General features: G+C 74.4%; 17 protein-coding genes. 1 reads left to right on the forward strand and 16 read right to left on the reverse strand.

Annotated features, from left to right (window positions below; genetic code table 11):
• Nucleotides 1-149 precede the first annotated feature (149 nt).
• Both Pta02_RS16855 and Pta02_RS16860 read right to left on the reverse strand, forming a co-directional pair.
• Nucleotides 150-629 (reverse strand): NUDIX domain-containing protein, encoded by a 480-nt coding sequence (locus Pta02_RS16855; protein WP_203875786.1) that lies wholly within the window; start codon nt 627-629, stop codon nt 150-152.
• A 198-nt stretch (nt 630-827) separates the two neighbouring features.
• Entirely contained in the window at nt 828-1,316 is a 489-nt protein-coding gene (locus tag Pta02_RS16860; protein WP_203875787.1) for a GNAT family N-acetyltransferase, read from the reverse strand.
• Nucleotides 1,317-1,440: 124 nt separating this feature from the next.
• On the opposite strand from Pta02_RS16860, the gene Pta02_RS16865 reads away from it, so the two are divergent.
• A complete protein-coding gene (locus tag Pta02_RS16865; RefSeq protein ID WP_203875788.1) occupies nt 1,441-2,262 on the forward strand; it encodes a hypothetical protein in 822 nt (273 codons plus the stop codon).
• 4 nt (nt 2,263-2,266) lie between these two features.
• Here the strand turns inward: Pta02_RS16865 and Pta02_RS16870 are convergent, their stop codons facing one another.
• The 14 genes from Pta02_RS16870 to Pta02_RS16935 form a co-directional block, all read right to left on the reverse strand.
• Nucleotides 2,267-3,262 carry an alpha/beta hydrolase gene (locus Pta02_RS16870; protein ID WP_203875789.1) on the reverse strand — a complete coding sequence of 332 codons (996 nt, stop codon included), beginning with the start codon at nt 3,260-3,262 and terminating at the stop codon, nt 2,267-2,269.
• A 167-nt stretch (nt 3,263-3,429) separates the two neighbouring features.
• A complete protein-coding gene (locus tag Pta02_RS16875; protein ID WP_203875790.1) occupies nt 3,430-4,704 on the reverse strand; it encodes a serine hydrolase domain-containing protein in 1,275 nt (424 codons plus the stop codon).
• The gene (gene murQ, locus Pta02_RS16880) at nt 4,697-5,614 is read right to left on the reverse strand and encodes an N-acetylmuramic acid 6-phosphate etherase (protein WP_203875791.1); all 918 of its coding nucleotides are present in this window, start codon (nt 5,612-5,614) and stop codon (nt 4,697-4,699) included. Before murQ ends, Pta02_RS16875 begins: the two co-directional genes overlap by 8 nt.
• A gap of 77 nt (nt 5,615-5,691) precedes the next feature.
• Nucleotides 5,692-6,660 carry a GNAT family N-acetyltransferase gene (locus Pta02_RS16885; RefSeq protein WP_203875792.1) on the reverse strand — a complete coding sequence of 323 codons (969 nt, stop codon included), beginning with the start codon at nt 6,658-6,660 and terminating at the stop codon, nt 5,692-5,694.
• A complete protein-coding gene (locus tag Pta02_RS16890) occupies nt 6,657-7,667 on the reverse strand; it encodes an ABC transporter ATP-binding protein (RefSeq protein WP_203875793.1) in 1,011 nt (336 codons plus the stop codon). Before Pta02_RS16890 ends, Pta02_RS16885 begins: the two co-directional genes overlap by 4 nt.
• Nucleotides 7,664-8,818 carry an ABC transporter ATP-binding protein gene (locus Pta02_RS16895; RefSeq protein WP_203875794.1) on the reverse strand — a complete coding sequence of 385 codons (1,155 nt, stop codon included), beginning with the start codon at nt 8,816-8,818 and terminating at the stop codon, nt 7,664-7,666. The genes Pta02_RS16890 and Pta02_RS16895 overlap by 4 nt, the downstream gene beginning before the upstream one ends.
• Nucleotides 8,819-8,820: 2 nt before the next feature.
• Complete coding sequence (locus Pta02_RS16900; protein WP_203875795.1) at nt 8,821-9,723, reverse strand: ABC transporter permease; 903 nt, start codon at nt 9,721-9,723, stop codon at nt 8,821-8,823.
• Nucleotides 9,724-9,769: 46 nt separating this feature from the next.
• Nucleotides 9,770-10,810: an ABC transporter permease gene (locus Pta02_RS16905; protein WP_203875796.1), complete on the reverse strand. Its 1,041-nt coding sequence runs from the start codon at nt 10,808-10,810 to the stop codon at nt 9,770-9,772.
• 3 nt (nt 10,811-10,813) lie between these two features.
• On the reverse strand, nt 10,814-12,625 hold the full coding sequence (locus tag Pta02_RS16910; protein ID WP_203875797.1) for an ABC transporter substrate-binding protein: 1,812 nt from the start codon (nt 12,623-12,625) through the stop codon (nt 10,814-10,816).
• A 193-nt stretch (nt 12,626-12,818) separates the two neighbouring features.
• On the reverse strand, nt 12,819-16,028 hold the full coding sequence (locus tag Pta02_RS16915; protein WP_203875798.1) for a non-ribosomal peptide synthetase: 3,210 nt from the start codon (nt 16,026-16,028) through the stop codon (nt 12,819-12,821).
• Complete coding sequence (locus tag Pta02_RS16920; protein WP_203875799.1) at nt 16,025-17,989, reverse strand: non-ribosomal peptide synthetase; 1,965 nt, start codon at nt 17,987-17,989, stop codon at nt 16,025-16,027. The genes Pta02_RS16915 and Pta02_RS16920 overlap by 4 nt, the downstream gene beginning before the upstream one ends.
• 34 nt (nt 17,990-18,023) lie before the next feature.
• Nucleotides 18,024-19,514 (reverse strand): condensation domain-containing protein, encoded by a 1,491-nt coding sequence (locus Pta02_RS16925; RefSeq protein ID WP_203875800.1) that lies wholly within the window; start codon nt 19,512-19,514, stop codon nt 18,024-18,026.
• Entirely contained in the window at nt 19,511-20,935 is a 1,425-nt protein-coding gene (locus Pta02_RS16930; protein WP_203875801.1) for a condensation domain-containing protein, read from the reverse strand. The genes Pta02_RS16925 and Pta02_RS16930 overlap by 4 nt, the downstream gene beginning before the upstream one ends.
• Nucleotides 20,936-20,961: 26 nt before the next feature.
• Entirely contained in the window at nt 20,962-22,602 is a 1,641-nt protein-coding gene (locus Pta02_RS16935; RefSeq protein ID WP_203875802.1) for a condensation domain-containing protein, read from the reverse strand.
• Nucleotides 22,603-22,609 lie beyond the last annotated feature (7 nt).

Consider the following 22,609-nt stretch of genomic DNA (forward strand, 5'->3'; position numbering starts at 1 on the left):
CCGCTTCCGCGAGTTCGGCGCCGTGCGGGGAACGACTGCTGCAGTTTCCCGCCCGGCCGGTGCCGGGCTGTGGACATCATGTGTACGCACGGACCGGGTGTGCCGGTTCAATCGGGTGACAACTTTGTTATGCCCGGCTCCCCGGCCGATCAGGGGGCCTGGTGGCGGGCCCGCCACCAGGCGAACACCTCGGGCAGCACGAGGGGCGCCCAGCCGGTCAGCCGCAGACCGCCGAGCTCGTGCTCCGGCATGAAACGGGCCTCGCTGATCTCCTCCTGGTCGGGGACGACCTCACCGCTCACCACCGCGCAGCCGTACACCGTGATCACGTAGGAGGCCTGGTCGCCGTTGAGATAGCGCACCCGGAACTCGGGGCCCCCGTAGACCCCGATGAGCCCTCGTATCTCCACCTCCAGGGCGACCTCCTCGCGGACCTCGCGGACCAGCGCGGCGGCGGGTGCCTCGTCGGGCTCGATCAGCCCGCCCGGCGGCGCCCACCGGCCGTCCTCGTGCCGCGCCATGAGCAGGCGGCCGTCGCCGTCGAACACGCAGGCGGACACCGAGGGAAGGACGAGGAGGTCGTTTCCGACGCGAGCCCGCAGCGAGGCGAGGAAGGGTGAGATCGGCATGCTATCGGCGCTCGCGCGCGAGGGAGCAGGTCATGGCCACAGCGTAACCGGAGGCGGCCCGGGTGACGCCGCGCTCCGGGTTCGAGACCGTGGTGCCCGCCCACGGACGGCCCGTCGCGGTCCACGAGACCGGCGGGGCCGGCCACGACGCCCTTGCGGCATCGGCGTCGGTCCTCAAGCCGATCCCCAAGCCGATCCTCAAAGAGCCCGGTGCATGACGTGGAGCCCGACGAACCCCTCCACCGGATGCCGGAACCCCTCGGGAACCGTGCCCAGCACCTCGAAGCCCAGCGACCGGTACAGCGCCACGGCGCGCACGTTCGTCTCCACGACCGCGTTGAACTGCATCGCGCGGAAGCCCTCCGCCCGAGCCCAGTCCAGCGTGTACTCGCACAGTCTCCGGCCCACACCGCGCCCGGAGTGCGCCGGATCGACCATGTAGCTGGCGCTGGCGACGTGCGATCCGTTGCCCCACTGGTTGTTGTTCATCTTGGCCGTCCCCACGACCGTGCCGGCCTCGTCGACCGCGACGACCGTACGGTTCGGAGAGGGCACGACCCACCAGCCGCGGGCCTCCTCCTCGCCGAGATCGATCGGATACGTGAAGGTCTCACCCGCCATGACGATCTTCTGGAAGAAGGGCCAGATGGTGGACCAGTCCTCCGCGGTGACTTCCCTGATCAGCATCCGGCCATGATGTCGGGCGAGCGGGCGTCACCGCCAGTCGCTTTTCACCGGGAGGCTTGATCGGCTTGACGGTGCAGCTCGCTAGGGTGAGGGCTTTCGCCCCCCTTAGCGCAGGAAGTGCCACATGCTCCGCCGTTACCGTTTCGGCATCTTCGCCTTGTCTGTCGCGACCGTGTATGTCATCGCAGTGGCGGTCGCCGCCGTAGCCGCACTGATCTCCGGCGATCTAGGCGCGTTATGGCGGCTGACACTGTTCACCGAGGCCGACGGAGGCGCCGCGGCGACGGGGCCGAACGTGCTCATCCTCGTCCTGGCCGGCGCGACCTGGGCGTGGGCGCTGTGGCAGAGCCTGCGCGGACCGCTGGCGGGGCCGGCGCCCGGACTGGATCGGGACGAGCGGCGGCTGCGGGTGGCGCTGTACGGCGCGGCGGCCGCCTGGCTGCTGTACCTCCTCCTGCCGGAGTGGCATTGGTGGGTGGCGGTGCTCAACGCCGCGGCGATGTGGGCGGTCGTGCTGCGGCTCCAGCCTGTGCTGCTCCGCGGCTTCAAGTATGCCGATCACGTACGGGGCGCGGGCGTGCTGGGCTACGGCGGCATAGCCGTCCTCACCGTGCTGGATGAACCCCTCGACCGGCCCATACCCGATGAGCTGCCTCTGATCTGCGGCCTGGCGGGTCTGATCTGGACGGTGCTGGTCCTGTGGCTGCAGCGACACGACGGCCGCTGGCGGCGGGCCACCGTCCGGTACGGCGTGGCCTCCTTGTTGGCGCCGCTCGGTCTCATACTGGTGGGCCTGCTGGCGGACCTGGGGGGCGTCTACGACAGTGCCATAGCGGCCTCCGAGGCCCTGATGACGGTCTGGCTGGCCCGTTCCGCCCACGACCTGGCCGACCCGCGCCACGAGCCGGTCCCGGCCCCGCCCCTGCCCGCGCAGCCGCAGAGCTGAGAGGTCAGGGCCGGGCCGCGGCGACCACCTCGGCGATGGCCCCGGTCACCAGGTCCGGCCGGGCGAGGTGGACGTAGTGCTCGTCGGTGCCGGCCCGGACGTGCCGGCCGCGGGTGGACAGTCCGGCCAGGGCCTCGTGGGCCCCGGGCGGTCCTCCGGTCCGGGCGGCGATCACCACCGCGGGCATGTCCCCCCAGGCGCCCGGCCGTTCGGCCGCGCGGACCTGCCGGAGGCTGCTCATGCTCGCCTCCGCCTCCTGTACGGCCGCCGCCATCGTGCCGGGACCGTAGACCACCGCCGCGTGCTCGCGGCCGGGCGCGGGGGTGTTCCGCGGGAGCAGCCGGTCCCCGGCCAGCCGGACCAGTCCGAGCCGGGCGGCCAGGCCGTACAGGCGCATCTGGCCGATCATCAGCGGGACGGCCTTCCCGGTCGCGGCGTCCGAGCGCCCCGACGCGTCGGTGACGTCCACCAGGACCATCCCCGCGACCCGCCCGGGATGACGGCCGGCCAGCAGGCGCACGACGTTGCCGCCGTAGGAGTGGGCGGCCAGGACGAACGGCCCGGTCTCACCGCTGCGTTCCAGCAGCGTGTCCAGTTCCGCCGCGGCCCTGGCCGCGTCCCGGGGACCGGGACCGGGCTCGCTCCAGGCGTATCCGGCCCGGTCGTAGGCGCAGGCCCGGATCGAGCGGGCGGCGAGCGCGGAACGCACCTGCGACCAGTTGGCCGAGGACTCACCCCACCCGGCCTCCAGCAGGACGGTCGGGCCGCCCGAACGGGGCCCCTCGCAGTGCAGGTGGAGCCGGTGCCCGCCGACGTCGACGAGCCGGCCGGGCGCCGGATGCCGGGTGTCGTCCCCGGTCTCGGCGACGGTCTCGGCCCCGTAGGCGATCCCGGCCAGGGCGAGCAGGACGGCCGCCGCCCCGCCCGCGATCCGGGCCGCCCGCCGCAACCGGCCCCTGCGTCCGGCCTGTTCCGCGCCGGTCCCCGATTTCTTTCTCATCTGCCCGATCTCCGCGTGCCGCCCGATGGTCGCGGGGACGGCGTCCGGCCGTGACCGGCTGCCGCCGGTCCGCGCGCCGTCCCCCGCCGATCAGGTTTCCATCGGGGGCCCGCCGGGCGGATCGGTCCTCCGGCCGACCGATCCGGTCCGGTCTCTGGGACCGCGGTCTACGACCCGGGAACGATCCCGTCCCCGTCCCCGTCCCTGTCCCTGGCCTCGTCCCCGGACAGGTGCAGCGCCTCGGCGGCGACGGCGTGGCGCAGGGCCCGGATGCCGGGGCGCCCGCGCAGCGGGTGGACGTTGTTGGTCAGCAGGACGACGCTCAGGGCACGGCCCGCGTCGACGACCAGGGAGGTGCCGGTGAAACCGGAGTGGCCGTAGGCGTCGGGCAGCGGGCCGACGATGGCCGGGTCGCCGATCCGCACGCCCAGGCCGTGGCGGAAGTCGGGGTCCCCGACCTCGTGGTCGCGGGTCATCTCCGCGACGCAGTCCGCGCCCAGGATGGGGGCTCCCCCGGTGCGCAGCGTCTCGGCGAAGCGGAGCAGGTCGCCGGCGGTGGAGAACAGGCCCGCGTGCCCGGCCACCCCGCCCAGGCCGTAGGCGGTCTCGTCGTGGACCTCCCCGCGCACGCAGCCCGGGTGGGGCCGCTCGGCCTTGTACTCGGTGGCGACGGTCCTGGGCAGGATCGAGGCGGGCGGCCGGTAACCGGTGTCGGCCAGGCCCAGCGGGCCGGTGACGCGCTCGCGGAGCAGCTCGTCGAGGGGCGCTCCCCCGGCGAGCTCGGCCACCCGGCCGACGGTGATCATCCCGAGGTCGGAGTAGAGATAGCGCTCGCCGAGCGCGTGCGAGGGCGGCGTGGACAGGATCCGCTCCATCCGCGCGGCGTGGACCTCCGGACCCGTGCCGGGGATCTCCCGGTCCACCCGGCGGCCGGACGGCAGGCCCGCGGTGTGGGTGAGCAGGTGGCGGAGCGTGGTGCGCGGGTGGCCGGCGTAGCAGGCGGGCAGCCGGGCGGCGACGGGCTCGTCGAGATCGAGGCGGCCCTCCTGCGCCAGCGACAGGACGACGGCCGTGGTGAACAGCTTGGTGACGGACGCGAGATCGAAGATCGAGTCACCGCGGGCCGGGGGCGGTCCCGGCACGAGCTCCTCCGACGCCCCGGCGTACCGTACGGCCTCGCCCGTCGCCGCCGCCGCGACCACCCGCCCGCCCACGGCGATCACCGCCACCGCCGCGGAGCACACCTGCGGCACGGCACCGGCGAGCACCCGCTCCAGCGCCGCGCAGGCCGCGGCATCACCGGGAGCACCGAGCCGCCCCGGCGCCCCGAGGTCGCCGGGGCACCACAGCGGCCCGGACAGCGCCCACTCCCCCGGCAGCGCGGGCAGCGCCCACCTCCCCCACGGCCCGGGAACCCCGCGCCCGTCCCGTGGCTCAGGCACCGCGCACCCCTCCGGCGGCCAGCGCCGCCTCCAGGCTGTCACCGTACGTCGACAGCAGGGCCCGCGCACCGTCGGCGTCCAGGTCCTGCCGGACCATCAGGATCGCCACCTTCACGTTCCAGTCCGCCGCCTCCAGGGCGGGGCGGGCCACCGAGAGGTCGGCGCCGGTGATGTCGCTGACCATCCGGGCGGCCCGGTCGGCGAGCTTGGAGTTGGCCGCCGACACCTCGATCATGTTGTTGCCGTAGGTGCGGCCCAGCCCGATCATCGTGATCGTCGAGATCATGTTGAGGACCAGCTTCTGCGCGGTGCCCGCCTTCAGGCGGGTCGAGCCGGTCACGACCTCCGCCCCGACGATGACCTCGATCGGATATCGGGCCGCGGCCGAGATCGGGGTCCGGGCGTTGCAGGACAGGGCGACGGTCAGCGCCCCCCTGCGGGCGGCCTCCCGGAGCGCCCCGAGGACGAACGGCGCCCGCCCGCTGGCCGAGACGCCCACCACCGAGTCGAGCGGGCCCACCTCCCGCTCCCCCATCGCGGCGGCACCCGCGCCCTCGTCGTCCTCGGCCCCCTCGACCGACCTGGTCAGGGCGGGCCCGCCGCCCGCGATGACCCCTTGGACCAGTTCGGGATCGGTGCCGAAGGTGGGCGGGCACTCCGAGGCGTCCAGGACGGCCAGCCGGCCCGACGTCCCGGCCCCCACGTAGATCAGGCGCCCGTCCTTCCTCATCCGGTCGACGATCGCTTCGATCGCCGTGGAGATCTCCGGGATCACCTCGGCCACCGCGGCGGGCACCGTGGCGTCGGCGGCGTTCATCAGCCGGGCCACCTGCTCGGTCGAGAGCCGGTCGATCTGGCTGTAGCGGGGATCGCTCTGCTCGGTGGACAGACCGGCAAACGGATCAATCATGACGCCCCATGTCGCTAATCTTCATCGAAGGCTCATCATATGTAAATCGTCTTCTCACGATATCGGGCACTCGGCCGTCACCGCAGGTCACGGCGGTAGAGCCAGAAGACCCGCTCGGCCCGCGCGCCGACCGCGCGGGAGTAGAAGCCCAGCGGGCCCACCCAGGAGATCTGCGCGCTCTCCAGGCCCGCCGCCCGCATCTCGGCCAGGCAGCGGTGCAGCAGCATCCGGCCGACGCCGAGGCCGCGCGCGGCCGGTGCGGTGCCCATCGGCCCGAACCAGGCCGGCCGGGCGCCCCAGGCGGCGAAGGCGATGATCTCCCCGTCCCGGGCGGCGTAGTGGCAGCCCGTGCCCTGCGCCGCCTCCCAGGCCCACGCGTCGTTCCAGTGCTCACCGACGAAGGCGGCCACGGCCGCGCGGTCCGCGGGACCGGCCGCGTGCAGGGTGATGCCCCGCTCGGCCGGCCGCGCCGTGCCGCCGGACAGGTCCGCGGCGCCGAGGTCGACCGTCATGTTCCAGGCGCAGTGGTAGCGCTCGTAGCCGAGGCTCTCGGCCAGGCAGGCGGCCGGGGTGTAGCGCACGTCGATGCCCGGCCAGGCGTAGCAGGGCGGATTGCCCGCGAAACGGGCCTCGGCCGCCCCCTCGGCCCGCAGCCACTCCTCGGCCGCGCCGACCAGCGCCCGGCCTCGCCCCCGCCCCTGTGCGGCGGGGTGTACGGCGAGCAGGTCGATGTGCCCGACGGCGGGATCGCGCCCGGAGATCGAGGCGAAGGCGACCGCGTCGCGCCCGGGCGTCGTCAGAACGGTCCAGCGGCGTCCGGGCGGCGGCGCCGCGAGCCGGGCGACCAGCGCCGGCCCCTCCCCCGGGTCGAGGGTGAGCGCCGCCGAGGCCACCTCCCCGAGGGCCTCCAGATCCTCGGGGTGCGCCTCCCGGACGATCCGCTCCGCGGGGTGCGCCTCGCGGACGGCCGGCTCCTCCGGGGACGTCCTCCGGGCGGTCCGGCCGGTCCGCTCTGCGGGCTCGCCGTCCCCTCCCACCGGGTTCATGCCCGGCCCGCGGGCACGGCCACGACGCTGCGGGCCTCGGGATGGAAACAGGCGTGCTCCTGGGGGATGTCACCGGTACGGCCCAGCACCGGGACCTCCTCGGCGCAGCGCGCGGTGGCGAACGGGCAGCGCCGGGCGAACAGGCATCCCGCGTCGGGCTTGTCCTCCTCCAGCGTCCCGGTCGGCGCCACCGGCTGCGCCCCGGGCCGCTCCAGGCCGTGCAGCACCGGGATGGCCGACAGCAGCGCCTGGGTGTAGGGGTGCACGGGGGCGGAGATGATCGTCTCCACGGGGCCGCGCTCGACGACCTGTCCCCGGTAGATGACGTACAGCTCGCCGTCGTCGCCGATGTAGCGGGCGGTCGCCACGTCGTGGGTGATGAACAGCACGCTCACCCCGAGCCGCTCGCGCAGGTCCCTCAGCAGCGCGAGGATGCCCAGCCGCAGCGATACGTCGATCATGGACACGGCCTCGTCGGCGACGAGCATCTCCGGATCGACGGTCAGGGCGCGGGCGATGACGACCCGCTGGCGCATGCCGCCGGACAGCTGGTGGGGATAGCGCGGCAGCACGTAGTCGGGGTCGAGGCCGACCAGGTCCAGCAGCTCCCCGGCCCTCCCGTCGACCCACGACGCCGGCCGCCCGGTCTGCCGGGCCCGCAGGGCCAGCGGGGCCAGCAGCGCCTGGTACACCGTGCGGGTCGGGTTGAGCGCGGAGTACGGGTCCTGGTGGATGAGCTGGATGCGGCGGAAGTACGGCCGGCGCGCCCGCGGGCGCAGGGACGACATGGCGACGCCGTCGACGGTGATCTCACCGGAGTCGTGGCCCTCCAGTCCGGCGATGATCCGGCCCAGCGTCGTCTTGCCGCAGCCGGACTCGCCGATGAAGGAGACCGCCCCTCCCCTGCCGACGGCGAAGTCGACGCCGCGCAGCGCCCTCACCTCCCGCGCGCCGAGTACGCCGCCCCGCTGCCTGAAGGTCTTGGTGATGCCCTGTCCCGTGATCACGCCTGCTCCTCCCGCGCTCCGGCGGCGACCGCCCGCCCGTCCGGGTCCTCCGCACCGTCCCGCCCGTCCGGCCCTCCCGCACCGTCCTGTCCGCCATGGTTCCCCGCGCCGGCCCGTTCCTCCCGGATGCCGCCCTCCACAGCGTGGCACGCCACCAGCCGCCCGCCGTGGGCGACCGTGGGCGGCTCCTGCGTGGCGCAGAGGTCCATGCGCAGCGGGCAGCGCTCCCTGAACACGCAGCCCGCGGCGGGGATCGTGGCCAGCGTCGGCGGGCGGCCCGGCAGCGCCGTGGCCTCGCCGATGTCGCCGACCAGGCGCGGGATCGCCCGGATGAGTCCCCGGGTGTAGGGGTGCAGGGGATCGCCCAGCACCTGCCGGGTGGGCCCCTGCTCGACCACGCGCCCGCCGTACATCACGGCCAGCCGGTCGGCGACCTCCGCCACCACGCCGAGGTCGTGGGTGATGACCAGCGTGGTGAGCCCGCGTTCCTCGTGGACCTCCCGGATGATCCGCAGGATCGTCGCCTGGGTGATCATGTCGAGCGCGGTCGTGGGCTCGTCCAGCACGACCAGGTGGGCGTTGAGGACCAGGGCGAACATGATGCCGACGCGCTGGCGCATGCCGCCGGACAGCTCGTGCTGGTGGGAGTCCAGCACGCGGGCGCCGTCCAGGCCCATCCGGCCGAGCAGGTCCCTGGCCTCGCGGACCAGGGCGCGCAGGTCCGCCACACCGTGCGAGCGGCCCAGGTCGAGCAGTTGCCTGCCGACCGGCTTGAGGGGGTTGAGGGAGTTCTGGGCGGCCTGGAAGACGTAGCCGACGTGCCGCCCGCGCGCCCGGCGCAGCTCCTCCCCGCGCAGCGTCACGACGTCGCCGAGACCGTCGATCTGCACGCTTCCCGCGCTGATCCTGCCGGGCGGCTGGACCGCGTTGAGCAGCGACAGCGCCAGGGTGGACTTGCCGGATCCGGACTCGCCGACCACGCCGGTGATCGTCCCGGGCGGCAGCTCCAGGTCGATCCCCCGTACGGCGGGCAGTTCCCCGGCCGGGGTCCGGTAGACGACCGACAGCCCGCCGATCCGGACGCCGGGCGCCGTGCGCCCGGGGGCGTCCGGCGGACTGTCCTCACGGGTGTCCGATGGGGTCGAAGGCACCCTCACTCCTCACGCAGCCGGGGGTTGAAGATCTCGTCCATGGCGTCGACCACGAGCACGATGCCCAGGGTGAGCAGCAGGATCGCCAGCAGGGGCGCCATCATGTACGGCAGCGCCGCCGTGGAGGTCAGCGCGCCGCCGCCGAACACCGAGAGGTTGAGCATGACCCCCCAGTTGTTGGCCTCGAACGGCAGCACGCCCAGGAAGAACAGGCCCACCTGCGCGTACACGGCGCCGGTGACGGCGATGAGCATGTTCATCGCGATGAACGGGGCCATGCTGGGCAGCAGCTCCCTGCCGATGATGTGCGTCGTCGGCAGGCCCAGGCCCCTGGCCGCCTCGACGAAGCCGCGCTCGCGCAGGGACAGGCTCTGGGCCCGCACCGCCCGCGCCACGCCGCCCCAGCCGAGCAGGCCCAGCACCAGTCCCATCTCCACGGCGCTCTCGAACTTCCACACCGTGGACAGCACCAGCAGCAGCGGCAGGGCGGGAATGGTCAGCTTCATGTCGGTGATCCGCATGAGCACGCTGTCCCACCGGCCGCGCCGGAACCCGGCGAACAGCCCGATCGCGGTGCCGAGCACCACGGTGATCAGCGCGGTGACCAGGGCGGTCATCAGCACGTACCGCGAACCGGTGACGACCAGCGCGAGCACGTCGGTGCCCTCGAAGTCGGTGCCGAAGGGGTGCTCCCAGCTCGGCGGGGCGTAGAGCGCGTCGTCGTCGCGGGGCAGGCGCTCGGGGTACAGCAGCGGCCCCACCGCCCCCATGAACGCGAACCCGATGAGGATGACCACGCCCAGCATCCGGCTGGGCTTGCGCCGCAGCACCCGCCAGACGCCGCGCCGGAAGTTGCGCCGCAGGGCGGCACGGGAGCCGCCGGCGACGACGATCGGGGCCGTCACGCCTCCTCCCCCGCGTTCCGGGCGGCCTGGCCGCCTCGCCGGGCCGTCATGCGGACTCCTCTCCGGAGCGGACCCGCGGGTCGATCACGGTGTAGAGCATGTCCGCCACGATGTTGGCGATGACGATGGCCACCGTGATCAGCAGGAAGGCCCCGCCCATCAGCGCGTAGTCGCGGCCGGTGATGCTGTCGAGCAGCAGCAGCCCCAGCCCGGGGTAGGTGAAGATCCGCTCGATGAAGATCGCACCGCCGAAGAGCAGGCCCAGCGAGAGCGCGAGGATCGTGAACAGCGGCAGGATCGCGTTGCGCGCCACGTAGCGGAAGATGATCCCGCGGGTGAGGCCGCGCAACTCGGCGGCCAGGATGAAGTCGTCGCCGAGCACGGTCACCACGCTCGACTTCATCGCCAGGATCCAGCCGCCGTAGGAGGCCAGGGCGTAGGTCAGCACCGGCAGCGTGGCGTGCTGGATCAGCGAGCCGGCGTACTCGACGCTGAGACCCGGCTCGATCATGATGTCGGCCGTCCCGCTGCCCGGCAGGATCGGCCACAGGGTGGTGAAGATCGCGCCGAGCAGCAGCGCGAGCACGTACTGCGGCACCCCGTGCAGGAGCGAGCCGGAGATGGCCAGGACGTCGCCCAGCCGGCCCGAGCGCCGGATGGCGGCGTAGACGCCCATGGTCACGCCGAGCAGGAAGCTCAGCAGGGTCCCGGCCAGGACCGGGATGACGGTCCAGGTGGCCGCCGCGGCGAGCATGCCGGTGACCTCGGCCCCCGGCGTGCTCAGCGACTGGCCCAAATCCAGGGTGAGCAGTCCTCCCATGTAGTCGGCGTACTGCTCCCACAGGCTGCCCTTGGGCAGGAAGCCGTACAGCACCGCCGTGGCGCGCTCGGCCTGGTCGGGCGACATGCCCTGCTCGACGAGCTTCTCGTAGCGGGCGGCGATGGGATCGCCCGGGATGTTCCTGATGATCACGAAGTTGACCGACGTGACGACCAGGATCATGGCCAGCCCGCGGGCCAGGTGGCCCGCGAGCCGCCGGGCGACGGCGATCGCTCCGGGACGGGCCCGGACCCCGATGAGCGCCATCGCCTACTTCTTCTTGATCATGCCGAGCTGGATCCAGACGCCGGAGGTCAGGCGCAGCGCGTCGCTCTCGGCCTGCGGGAAGCCGGTGAAGCGCGAGGTGTTGACGAACTGCGTGTTGACGTAGTCCCACATCTGGATCACCGGCAGGTCCTGGTTCGCGGCCTTGGCGAGGGTCCCGATGATCTCCTTCTGCTCGGCCTCGGGGGCGGAGTTGAGCTTGACGGCCAGCTCACCGGGGTTGACCTTCTCGCCGTCCACCTCGACGGTCTCCGGGCCGCCCATCCAGTTGCCCTCCTTGCCGGGGGCGACGTGCTTGAGCTTGCCGCCGAACAGCTGCCAGCCGTTCGGCGTGCCGTACAGGCGCTGGTAGATGTTGTACGGCGCCGGCCCGAGCGCGACCAGCCAGAACCCGGTGTCGTACTTGCCGGCGGCCAGTTCCTCCAGATAGAGCGGATAGTCGGCGGTGGTGACGACCTCGGCGTCGATCCCGGCGTCGCCCAGCTGGCTGGCGACGGACTTGGCCCCGGCCAGCCAGTCGGAGAACGGCGCGGGCACGTGGATGCTCATCTTCCAGGGCGAGCCGTCGGGCATCGCCCACTTGCCGCCCTCCTTCTTCATCCCGGCGGCCTTGAGCTCCTCCTCGGCCTTGGCGGGGTCCGCCTTGTACGGCTCCAGCGTGGTGAAGGCGTCGCCCAGCCACTCGGCGGCGGCCTTCTGGTGCATGCCGGAGGTGGTCACCGAGGCGATGCCGCCCTCCGGCGAGGCGACCTTGGTGACCTGCTCGCGGTCGATCAGGTAGGCCAGCGCCCGGCGGACGTGCACGTTGTCGTAGGGCTTTTTGGACTGGTTGAACGCCAGCGCGTTGCCGACCGGCGAGTAGCCCTTGACGACCCCGTTGCCCGGCGTCCGGACGATGCGCTTCATCACCTCGGCGGGGACCGCGGTGAACGGGGCGTTGTCGAGCCGGCCGGCGATCAGGTAGTTCCAGATCTGCTCGTTGCCGGCGTAGTGCAGCAGCTTCACCTGGTCGGGGGCGACGTTGGCGGCGTTGTGGAAGTGCCTGTTCTTGACCAGCAGGGCCTCGCCCGGGTTGACCCGCTCCAGCGTGAACGGGCCGGCGGAGACGTCCTCGGCCGGGGCGAAGGCGATGACCTTCTCGGCCAGCCCGGTGATCTCGGTCCGCGCCGCCTCGGCCTCGGCTCCGTCGCCGCGCGCGGTCTTCAGCTTGTCCCAGAAGTCGGCCGGCAGCAGGCTCCCCCAGACGTGGGCCGGGACGATGACCGTCTCCATGACGCCCCGCACGAAGGTGACGCTCGGGTTCTCCGCCGACTGGGTGATCTTGATCGTCCTCTCGTCGATCACCTCGACGTCGGAGGCGGTGCCGGACACGGCGGGGTCGAGCGCGTAGGCGGTGCCGCCCTGGGTGTAGGCCAGGCCGATCGAGACCTTCACGTCCTCGGCGGTGACCGGCCTGCCGTCGGACCACTTGTTGGCCGGCTGGAGCCTGAGGGTGATCGACGACTGGTCGGGGGCGATCTCCCAGCTCTCCGCGATGCCCGGATAGAACTGGTTGGGGTCGGTCAGATGGTTCTTGGTCCATCCGAGCCACATCGAGTTGTAGCCGCGGAACGCGTTGCCCTTCGGGTTGAACGGGTTGATCGGCGCGTTGGCGTCGATGCCCGCACGCAGGCCGTCGATCGTGGTGTAGACGCCGCCACCGCCGCCGCCGGACGATGTGCCCGGCGTGGTGGCGCTGCTGCATGCCGTGACGGCGGCAAGGCTGAGCAACGCCGCTACCGCTGCTAGACGCTTCATGAACCGCTCCGTGGGGGGTCTGCTGGAGCCCGGAAGATCGGGACTTTGACCGGACCCTACGGGCGCGCCGAACCGCCGTCAATAATCTCCACGATGCGTGAGGCTTCTGTAACTTTCCTTCTTCGCAGTTTTCCTTCATCGCCGGGCGGCCGCGGGCCCGGCGCGGGACGGATCCCGCGCCGGGCCGGGGTGCTCAGCCGCCCAGCAGGTTCATCGCCTCCTCGTCGGTCATCCCGGCCAGCTCCTCGATCAGCAGCGTCTCCACCTCGGCGGCGAGGGCGGCGATGGTGGTGCGGGCGAACACGGTCCGGATGGGGACCTCCACCCCGGTCGCCCGGCGGATCCGCGCCGCCACCCGCGTCGCCAGCAGCGAGTGGCCGCCCAGCGCGAAGAAGTCGTCGAAGACGCCGAGACCGGTGACGCCGAGCAGTTCCTCCCAGATCCCCGCCACCAGCCGCTCGGCGTCGTCGCGCGGCGGGACGCGCTCCGGCGCGGGCGCCGCGGCGGGCTCCGGCAGCGCCGCGCGGTCGATCTTGCCCCGCGCGGTCAGGGGCAGGGCGTCCAGCCGAACCCAGGCGGTCGGGACCAGCTGGCGGGGCAGGACGCGCTCCAGGTGCTCGCGCAGGTCGGCCGGGTCGGCGGAGCCGGTGACGTAGGCGACCAGCTCACCGTCGCGCGCGGTGACGAACGCCTGCCCGACCTGGGGGTGGGCCAGCAGACGGCTCTCGACCTCGCCGGGCTCGATCCGGAACCCGCGCACCTTGAGCTGGCCGTCCAGCCGTCCCAGGAACTCCAGCCGCCCGTCCGCGCGCCACCGGGCCCGGTCCCCGGTCCGGTAGCGGCGCGCCCCCGGCGGGCCGTACGGGTCGGGGACGAACGAGGCGGCGGTCAGGGCGGGCCGCCCGAGATAGCCGCGCGCCACCCCGGCCCCGCCGATGACCAGCTCACCCGCCGCGCCCGGCGGGAGCGGCCGCCCCCGCCCGTCCAGCACGCGGACCGAGGTCGCGCCGATCGGCCGGCCGATCGGCGGGCGGCCGGTGCTCGCCCCGGCGTCCAGGTCCTCGGCCGTGGCGATCACCGCGGCCTCGGTCGGGCCGTAGGTGTTGACCAGCCGGACCCGGCCGGCGAACCGCTCCCGCCAGCGCCCGACCGCCGCCCCGCTGACCTGCTCACCGCCCAGGATCACCAGGCGCAGCCCCGGCGGCCAGGCGATCTCCTCCAGCTCCTCGACCAGCGCGTGCCAGTAGGCGGTCGGCAGGTCCAGTACGGTGACCCGCCCGCCCGCCGCAGAACCGAGCACGTCGGGCAGGCTCGTCGCGCCGTCGGGCAGCAGCACCAGCGCGGCCCCGGCGGCCAGCGTGGGGAAGATCTCCTCGACGTGGGCGTCGAAGCTGAGCGAGGCGAACTGGACCACGTGGTCGCCCGGCCCCAGGCCGTAGTCCGCGCGCATCCACCGCACCCGCGCGGCGACGGCGCCGTGCTCCACCAGCACGCCCTTGGGGAGCCCGGTGGAGCCGGAGGTGGTGATCACGTAGGCGGCGTCCACCGGCCGTGTCCCCCGGCCGGGACCGTTCGCCGGAGCCGCGGGGGCCGCCGCGGCACCGGGGTCGATCGCGGTCCCCGCGGGCAGCTCCCGCCGGGTGATCACGTGGGTGACCGCGGCGTCCTTCAACGAGAACAGCAGGCGCTCGTCGGGGTCGGCCGGGTCGAGCGGGAGGTAGGCGGCCCCGGCCCGCCACACGGCCAGCAGTGCCGCGATCATCTCGGCCGAGCGCGGCAGGCAGACGCCGACCACGTCGCCGGGACGCACCCCGGCCTCCACGAGCGCCCCGGCCAGCGCGTCCGCCCGTGCGTCCAACTCGCCGTAGGTGACCCGGTCCTCGCCGCAGATCACGGCCACCGCGCCGGGCGCCCGCCGTACGGCCTCGGCGATCATCTCCGGCACGGCCGGGCCGTCCGCCGTCCACCCGGCGCCCGGATCCCCGGCCGTCGGCGCGGCACCCGGATCCGCGGCCGTTCCCGTGACGTCCCGACCGCCGTCCGCGCTCCCGGAGCCGTCCGGTGGTCCGGCCAGGGCGCGGATCTCCTCCTCGTCCTGCGCGGTCCAGATCGGCAGGTCCGAGACGGCGGTGTGCGGATCGGCCGCCGCGGACTCCAGCAGCCGCGTGAAGCGTCCGGCCAGGCGGCGCACCGCCTCGTCCTCGAACAGCCCGGTGTCGTAGCAGAAGGTGATCCCCAGCCCGGAGGCGTCCGACCACGCCTCGACCTGCAGGTCGATCTTGGCCTGCCGGAACCCGGCGTCGAACCCGGTCACCTCCAGGCCGCCGAATCCCCGCCGGGGCCCGCCGTCCTGGCTGTGCAGGATCAGCATCGACGGCATCAGCGACTCCGCCGGGGTGTCGAGCCGCTCGAAGGGCACGGCGGAGGCGCCGAGCACGCCCAGGACGTCGCCCCGGGTACGGGTGACCAGCTCGGCGAAGGACGGGTCCCCGCTCAGGTCGCCCCTCAGGACCACCGGCTGCGAGACGTATCCGGCCATCGACTCCAGCCCGGCCCGGTCGCGGCCCGCCACCACGCTGCCCACCAGGACGTCCGTCAGGCCGGTGTGCCGTGACAGCAGCACCTGGTAGGCCGCCATGAGGACGGCGAACAGGGTGGTGCGCCGCTGCCGGGCCAGCTCCTCCAGCCGCCGGGCCGTCGCGGGCGGCAGGCGGATCCCGTGGAACTCCCCGTGCCCGCTCGCCCGCTCGCCGCGGAAGGGCAGTTCGGCGGGGGGCGGGTCGGCGAGCTTTCCCTGCCAGTACGGCACCGCGCGCCCGGCCCGGCTGCGCTGCCACAGGGCGTGGTGGACGGCCCGGACGGGCAGCGGCGGCAGGTCCGGCTCGGTGCCGGAGACGCGGGCCGTGTAGTACGCGGCCAGGTCGTCGAGGATCACGTTGAGCGACCAGCCGTCGGAGATGATGTGGTGCATCGTGACGCACAGGAGATGCTCGTCGTCCCGGCCGTGCCCGTCGTCCGGAGCGTGGCCGCCGGAAGCGCGCTCGTCGCCGGCCACGCGGATCACCGCGATCCGCAGGGGCACCCCCCGCGCCAGGTCGAACGGCGCGTTGACCCGCTCGGCCACCAGCCGCTCGGCCTCCCGCCGGTCCCGGGCCACCGGCCAGTCGATCACGGCGGGGGCCGGGGGGTCGACCACGGCCCAGGGCGTGCCGTCCTCCTCGGTGAAGCGGGTGCGCAGGCTCTCCTGGCGGGCCAGGACGTCGTCGAAGGCCCCGGCGAGCGCCGCCCGGTCGAGCGGCCCGCGCAGAGCGCGCACGAGGTACACGGTGTAGGAGGCGTTGTCCGGTTCGAGGCGCTGCAGGAGCCAGAGCCGCTCCTGGGTCGGGGACAGGGGCGCCCTCATGCGCCCGGCGCCAGTTCGTCGAACAGGGCCGCGAGCTCCTCGGGGGTGAGGCCGTCGAGCTGCCCGCGGAGCGCGGCCAGATCGTCCAGGTCCGAGCCGTCGCCGAACCCGCCGAGCCGCGGGGCCAGCCCGGCGACGGTGGGGTGCTCGAACAGCTCCGCGATCGGCACCTCGACGCCCAGGCGGGCCTGGACCCTGGCCACGAGCCGGGCCGCCGTGAGCGAGTGCCCGCCCAGCTCGAAGAAGTCGTCGTCCACGCCGACCGGCCCGTCCAGGCCCAGGACCTCGGCCCACACGGCGGCCATCTCCTCCTCCACCGGGGTGGACGGCGCGCGGTACGGCACCCCGGAGACCGGCGCCCCGGCGGGCGGCGGCAGCGCCGCGCGGTCCAGCTTGCCGTTGGGGGTGAGCGGCAACCGCTCCAGGATCACGAGATGCGCGGGGACCATGTACTCGGGCAGCCGCGACCGCAGCAGGGCGCGCACCTCCTCGCGCACCTCCTCGCGCACCTCCTCACGCAGCCCCTCCGGCTCGTCGGAGACCCCGGCACCGGGATCGCCCCGGCCGCCGTGATCCTCGGACCCGGCGAGATCACCGGATCCGCCGGTGTCCGGGACGAGATAGCCGACCAGCCGGGGCAGGCCGTCCGGCCCGTCGTGCACCGCCACGGCGGCCTGCCGTACCCCGCCGGCCGACCGCAGGACGGTCTCGATCTCGCCGAGCTCGATCCGGAAACCCCGGATCTTGACCTGCTGGTCGGCCCGGCCCAGATACTCCAGGCGTCCGGAGGGGCCGATCCGCACCAGGTCGCCGGTGGCGTACATGCGGGCGCCCGGCCGTTCGGCGAACGGGTCGGGCACGAAGCGGGCCGCGGTCAGGGCGGGCATGCCGTGATAGCCGCGCGCCACCCCCGCGCCGCCGATGTGGAGCTCTCCCTCCTCCCCCTCCGGCACGGGCCGCCCGTCCGGGCCCAGCAGGTACAGGGTCGTCTCCGCGATGGCCTCGCCGAGGTCGACCGGGGCCGGCGCGGGCGCGACGGGCCCGGCCGTGGACCACACGGTCGTCTCCGTCGGGCCGTACACGTTCCACAGGCGCGTGCCCGCCCCGCCGAGCGCGTCGGCGAGGTCACGGGGAAGGGCCTCGCCCCCGCAGAGCCGGGTGGTGATCGACTCGGGCACCCCGCCGGACTCCAGCAGCAGGCGCCAGGTCGCCGGGGTGGCCTGCATGATCGTGACCTGCTCCGCGGCGGCCAGCGCGCGCAGCGCCGGGCCGTCGGCCGCCGTGCGCGCCGGGGCCACGACCACGCGGGCGCCGCAGGCCAGCGGGAGCAGCAGCTCCAGGACCGAGATGTCGAACGACAGGGTCGTGACGGCCAGCCAGCGGTCCTGCGGGGTCACCGCCAGCAGGGAGCCGAACGACCTGATCAGGTTGACCACGGCGCTCTGCGGGATCGCCACCCCCTTGGGCCGCCCGGTGGACCCCGAGGTGTAGATCAGATAGGCCAGGTCGCCCGAGGGCCCGCCGGGGACCGGCAGGTCGGGGACCGGCACGCCCGGGTCCGTACTCCCGCCGGGCACCGTGCCGTCCGGGGCGAGTGTGAGGACGCGGGGCACGCCGTCGAGCAGCCGCCCGTCCACGCCGGGGCCGGTCAGCACCAGCCCGACCCCGGCGTCCTCGCGCATCAGGCGGAGCCGGTCCTCGGGGAAGGCGGGGTCGAGCGGGACGTACGCGCCGCCCGCGGCCCAGACGGCGAGGACCGCGACGACCATCGCCACGTCGCGTTCCATGCACAGGCCGACGGGGACCTCCGGGCCCACGCCCCGGGCGCGCAGGACCGCCGTCAGGCGGTCGACCCGTTCGTGCAGCTCGCGGTGGGTGAGGGGGCCTGACGGCCCGCTCACCGCCACCGCGCCGGGCGCCAGGTCCCGCCAGCGCCGTATCAGCTCCAGCGTCGTCACCACGCGTGGCACACCTTTCAACTCACCGATCGTCATCTCAGAGGTCTCCCAGCTCGGACAGGCGCAGACCGGGGTCCGCCCCGGCGCGCTCCACCACGGTGGTGAAGGCGCGGGCGAAGCGCCGCGCGGTCGCGGCCGTGAACAGGTCGGCGGCGTAGTCGAGGACCCCGCCGAGCCCCTCGTCGGTGCGCCAGGCGTCCACCGACACCTCCGCCCTGGTCCGGCCGGTCGCCGGCATCGGGTAGACCTCCACCGCCAGGTCGCCCATGGTCGGGCGCAGCAGGTCGTCCTTGGGCATGTTGTGCAGGTTGAACATGGCCTGGAACAGCGGCGGGCGGCTCAGGTCGCGGGGCAGCCGCAGCGACCCCAGGACCTGCTCGAAGGGCGCGTCGGCGTGCTGCATGCCGCGCAGCAGCGAGGCGCGGGTACGGCGCAGCAGCTCACCGAAGGACGGGTCGCCCGACAGGTCGGCGCGCAGCGCGAGCGTGGTGGAGAAGTAACCGATCAGCGGGGCCAGCTCGGTCCGGGTCCGCCCCGCGACGGGCACCCCCACGCACAGGTCGTCCTGACCGGCCAGCAGCCCGAGCGCGGCCTGGTAGGCGGCGAGCAACGCCATGAACAGGGTGCAGCGCCCCTGCCGGGCCGCCGTCTCCAGCCGCATCAGCGCCTCCCGGGGCACCAGCAGGGGCTCCTGCCCGCCCCGGCCCGTCCAGCGCGCCGGGCGGGGCAGGTCGGCCGGCAGGTCCAGCACGGGGACCCCGGTGAGCGTGCGGGTCCAGTACTCCAGCTGGGCCGTGCGCTCGTGCTCCCTGTCCTGTTCCGCGAAGCCGGTGTACTGCAGGGGCAGTTCCTCCAGCACCGGTTCGCGCCCCTCGCGCCCGGCCGCGTAGCACTCGGCCAGCTCCCGCATCAGGACGTCCAGCGACCAGCCGTCGACCACGATGTGGTGCAGCACGATGCACAGCAGGGCGTCGCCGTCGTCCAGGCGCATCAGCGCCGCCCGCAGCGGCGGGCCGGTCTGCAGGTCGAAGGGCCGGTTGACGAACTCCACCACGGCCGGCGCCGGGTCGCCCGGGACCTCGGCGAGTTCCAGGAGCACCGGCCCGGGGGCTTCGACGGTCTGCACGGGCCCGTCGCCGGACGGCAGGAACCGGGCCCGCAGCACGTGGTGCCGCTCGGCGACGCGGGTGAGGGCGGCGGCGATCGCCCCGGGGTCGGCCGCGCCGCGCAGCCGTACGCACCAGGGGGTGTTGTAGGAGGTGTCGGCCGGATCGAAGCGGTTGAGGAACCACAGCCGCTCCTGCCCGTGGGAGAGCGGCCACGAACGGGACGCCCCTGCGGTCCCGTTCTCCCCCGGCCCTCCTCCGGCCGGCGCGTTCTTGCCGGGGCCTCCTCCGGCCGGTGCCGCCTCGCCCAGGGTGAGGGCACGCAGCGCCTCACGGCGCTCCGGCGGCAGCTCGGCCAGCCGGGCGAGCAGCGCCGCCCGGAGGTCCGCGGCGTCCGGCCCGCTCGCATGCCGCCCGGTCATCGGGCGGTCTCCGGTACGGGCTGCCCGTCCCGCGTCACCGGGGTCAGGCCGCACAGCGCGGCGACCTCACCGAGCGGCACGTCCCCGGTGACACTGCGCACCAGCAGGGTCTCCATGCCCCGCAGCAGGGTGTAGGCCGTCGACCGGGACAGGAACGCGGTGTCGACCAGCAGGTAGAGCTGGCAGGTGTGGGTGGCGGGACCGGTGGCGAAGAAGGCGGTCGCCTCCACCATCGGCCAGGCTCCGACGGAGAACGTCCTGGTCCGCCCGGCCAGGGAGGCCAGGTCCCCGGCGGGCAGGTTGGGCCAGTGGCCGATCGCCCGGGTGTCGTTGAAGTAGCCCGACAGGTCGACGTCCCCGCCCCGGGCGCGCCCGACCTCCGCGCGCAGGGCCCGCATCGCGGCCGGGTCGTAGTGCGCGTACCGGTAGGAGGTGAGCGCCTGCCCGTGCCCGGCGCGCGCGGCGTCGGCGAACGTCCCCTCCGTCAGGGCCAGCGTGAACAGCCCGTCCTGTACGGCGGTGCCGACCATGACGGCGGTCCGCGGATCGTGCCGGTTGGCCACGATGAGCTGCATGGCGACCTCCCGGTGACCGGTCAGCGTCGCCAGGAGCACCGCGCTGGCCGAGGTCAGCACGCTGGCCGTGCTGACCGACCACCGCTCCGCCAGCGTCTGGGCGGCCGAGGCCGCGGCGGCGGACTCCATGCCGACCCGGACGAACCTCGGCTCCTCGGGGGTGCGCTGCGGGAAGTCGAAGAGGGTCAGCGGGACCCGTTCCAGCGCGGCGCGCCAGTGCCGCAGCGCCCGCTGCCCGCGTACGGCCCCCTCGCCCTGCTCGAAGGCCGCCTGGTCCAGCGGCTGCCAGGCGGGGGCGGGCAGTTCCTCCCCGGCCAGCAGCGCCTTCCAGTCGGCGGCGAGGATCTCCAGCGCCCAGGCGTCCACCGCCAGGTGGGTCAGGGCGAAGGCGACCGCCCGGGGCCGCCCGGCGCCGGTGACGACGGTGCACCGGATGAGCGGCTCCCCGGCGTCTCCCCCGGCGTAGTCGAACCCCTCGGCGGCCAGCGCGGCGGCCTGCCGCCCGGCCACGGCCAGAGGTCTGTCGTCCCCGGCGTCCAGGACGCCGACCGTCAGCCTGCCCTCGCGCGCCACGCGCTGGACCGGCCCGGCGGGCGTCTCCCGGTAGGTGGTGCGCAGGCTCTCGTGCCGTTCGATCAGCCCGCGCAGGGCGTTCAGCACGGTGTCCAGGTCGCGCCTGCCGTGGACCGGCAGGGTCCAGGGCAGGTTGTAGTACGGGTCGCCCTCCTCCAGCCAGGTGATCAGCCGCCAGAAGGCCCGCTGGCCCCAGGTGAGCGGGGACTCGCCGCCCCGCTCACCGGCGAACTCCAGCCTCACCGTCCGCTCGGGCGCGGTCTGCGGCGTCACCGCCGGCTCCGGCGTGGTCCGGGCCGTCATCGGGACCTGGCGATCTCGTCGGCGACCCCCGTCACGGTCGGGTCGTCGATGAACACCTCGAAGGACAGCTCGACCCCCATCCGGTCGCGCACCTGCGCGATGATCTGGGTGATCGTCAGGGAGTGCCCGCCGAGGTCGAACAGGTCGTCGTCCGGCAGGACCTCCTCCAGCCCAAGGACGTCACGCCAGATCGCCGCGACCTGCCCGACGAGCGCGGCGTCCGTCCCGGTGCCCGTCACCGGCTGCCCGGCGGGCGCGGTCTCCGTACCGCTCACCGGCGTCTGCGCCGGCCGGGACTCGGACAGGGGCAGGGGCAGCTCGCCGATCGGGGCGTCCGGGCGGGCGGCCACGGCCGCCAGCAGGGCGCGCAGGTGCCCGGCCACGGCCTCGCACCCGGCGCGGTCGATGACCGCGGGGTTGAACTGCAGCCGCGCCGACAGTCCCGCGGGCCCGTCCACGGCCTGCAGGTGCAGCGTGTTGCGCACGGTCCCGTTGAACATCGCCCACTCGACGCGGGCGTCGAGGCCGGGGAAGAGCGGGTCAGCGCCGGAGCGCGCCCGGTAGCTCACCGAGACCGGCGTGAGCGCGGTGCGCGGGCCGATCCCGCCCAGGGCCCGCGCCAGCGGAACGTGGCGGTAGCGGTAGACGGCGCGCAGCTCCCGCCTGACGGCCTCGGCGAACTCGGCGAACGTGCCGTACGGCGCGCAGGTCACGGGCAGCTCGTTGACGAAGGGCCCGACGTGGTCGCGCGTCTCCTCGGTCCGGGTGGACAGGTCCACGGCCACGGTGACCGGCTCGTTGCCGTAGGCGTGCAGGAGCACCTGGAGGGCAGCCAGCACCAGCTCGAAGCGGGTGACGCCCAGCCGTCCGGCCGCCTCGGCCACCTCCCCGCCGAGGGCGAGGTCCACCGCGTCGCCGGGGGCGGCCCGCAGCGAGGAGCGGCCGGCCCCCGGCAGCAGGACGTCCCGGTCGTCGTGCCAGCGGGACCGCCAGAACTCCGCCGCCGCCGCCAGGTCGGCCTCCACCCGGTCCTGCTCGGCCCGGGCCGCCTCGCCGTACGGGACCGCGAGGGGGTCGAGGCCGGCACCGCCGTAGGCGGCGGCCAGGTCGCGCAGCAGGACGTCCTTCGACATGCCGTCGAAAACCGCGTGGTGGGCCACGACCAGCAGCAGGTGCCGGTCGGGTCCCAGCCGGAACAGGGTGAAGCGCGACACCGGCCCCGTCCGCACGTCGAGGGGCTCGGCGGCCCGGGCCGCGACCCACTCCGGCGAGCCGGGGACGCCCGCCGCGAGCTCCGCCGTCACCCCCGCCGTGACCTCCGCGAAGGCCCCGGCGATCGTGCCCCCGGCCTCCGGGCCGAGCCCGTCGCCGGAGACGTCCTCGAACAGGATCGGCGGGGCGACCTCGGCGGGGACGCTCCACACCTGCCCGTCCCGCTCGGCCAGCGCCGAGGCGAGGATCGGGTGACGGCGGACCACGGCGGCGCAGGCGGCGAGCATCGCCTCCACGTCGAGCGGGCCGTCGAGGTGGACCGCGAGCGGCATGCGGTAGACCGGGCCGCCCGCGCCCGTCCGCTCGGTGATCCACATTCCGTGCTGGGCGAGCGAGGCCCGCTCCCACTCCTCTACCAGGGACACCGACATC

Source organism: Paraplanobispora takensis (genome assembly GCF_016863195.1).
GTDB lineage: Bacteria > Actinomycetota > Actinomycetes > Streptosporangiales > Streptosporangiaceae > Planobispora > Planobispora takensis.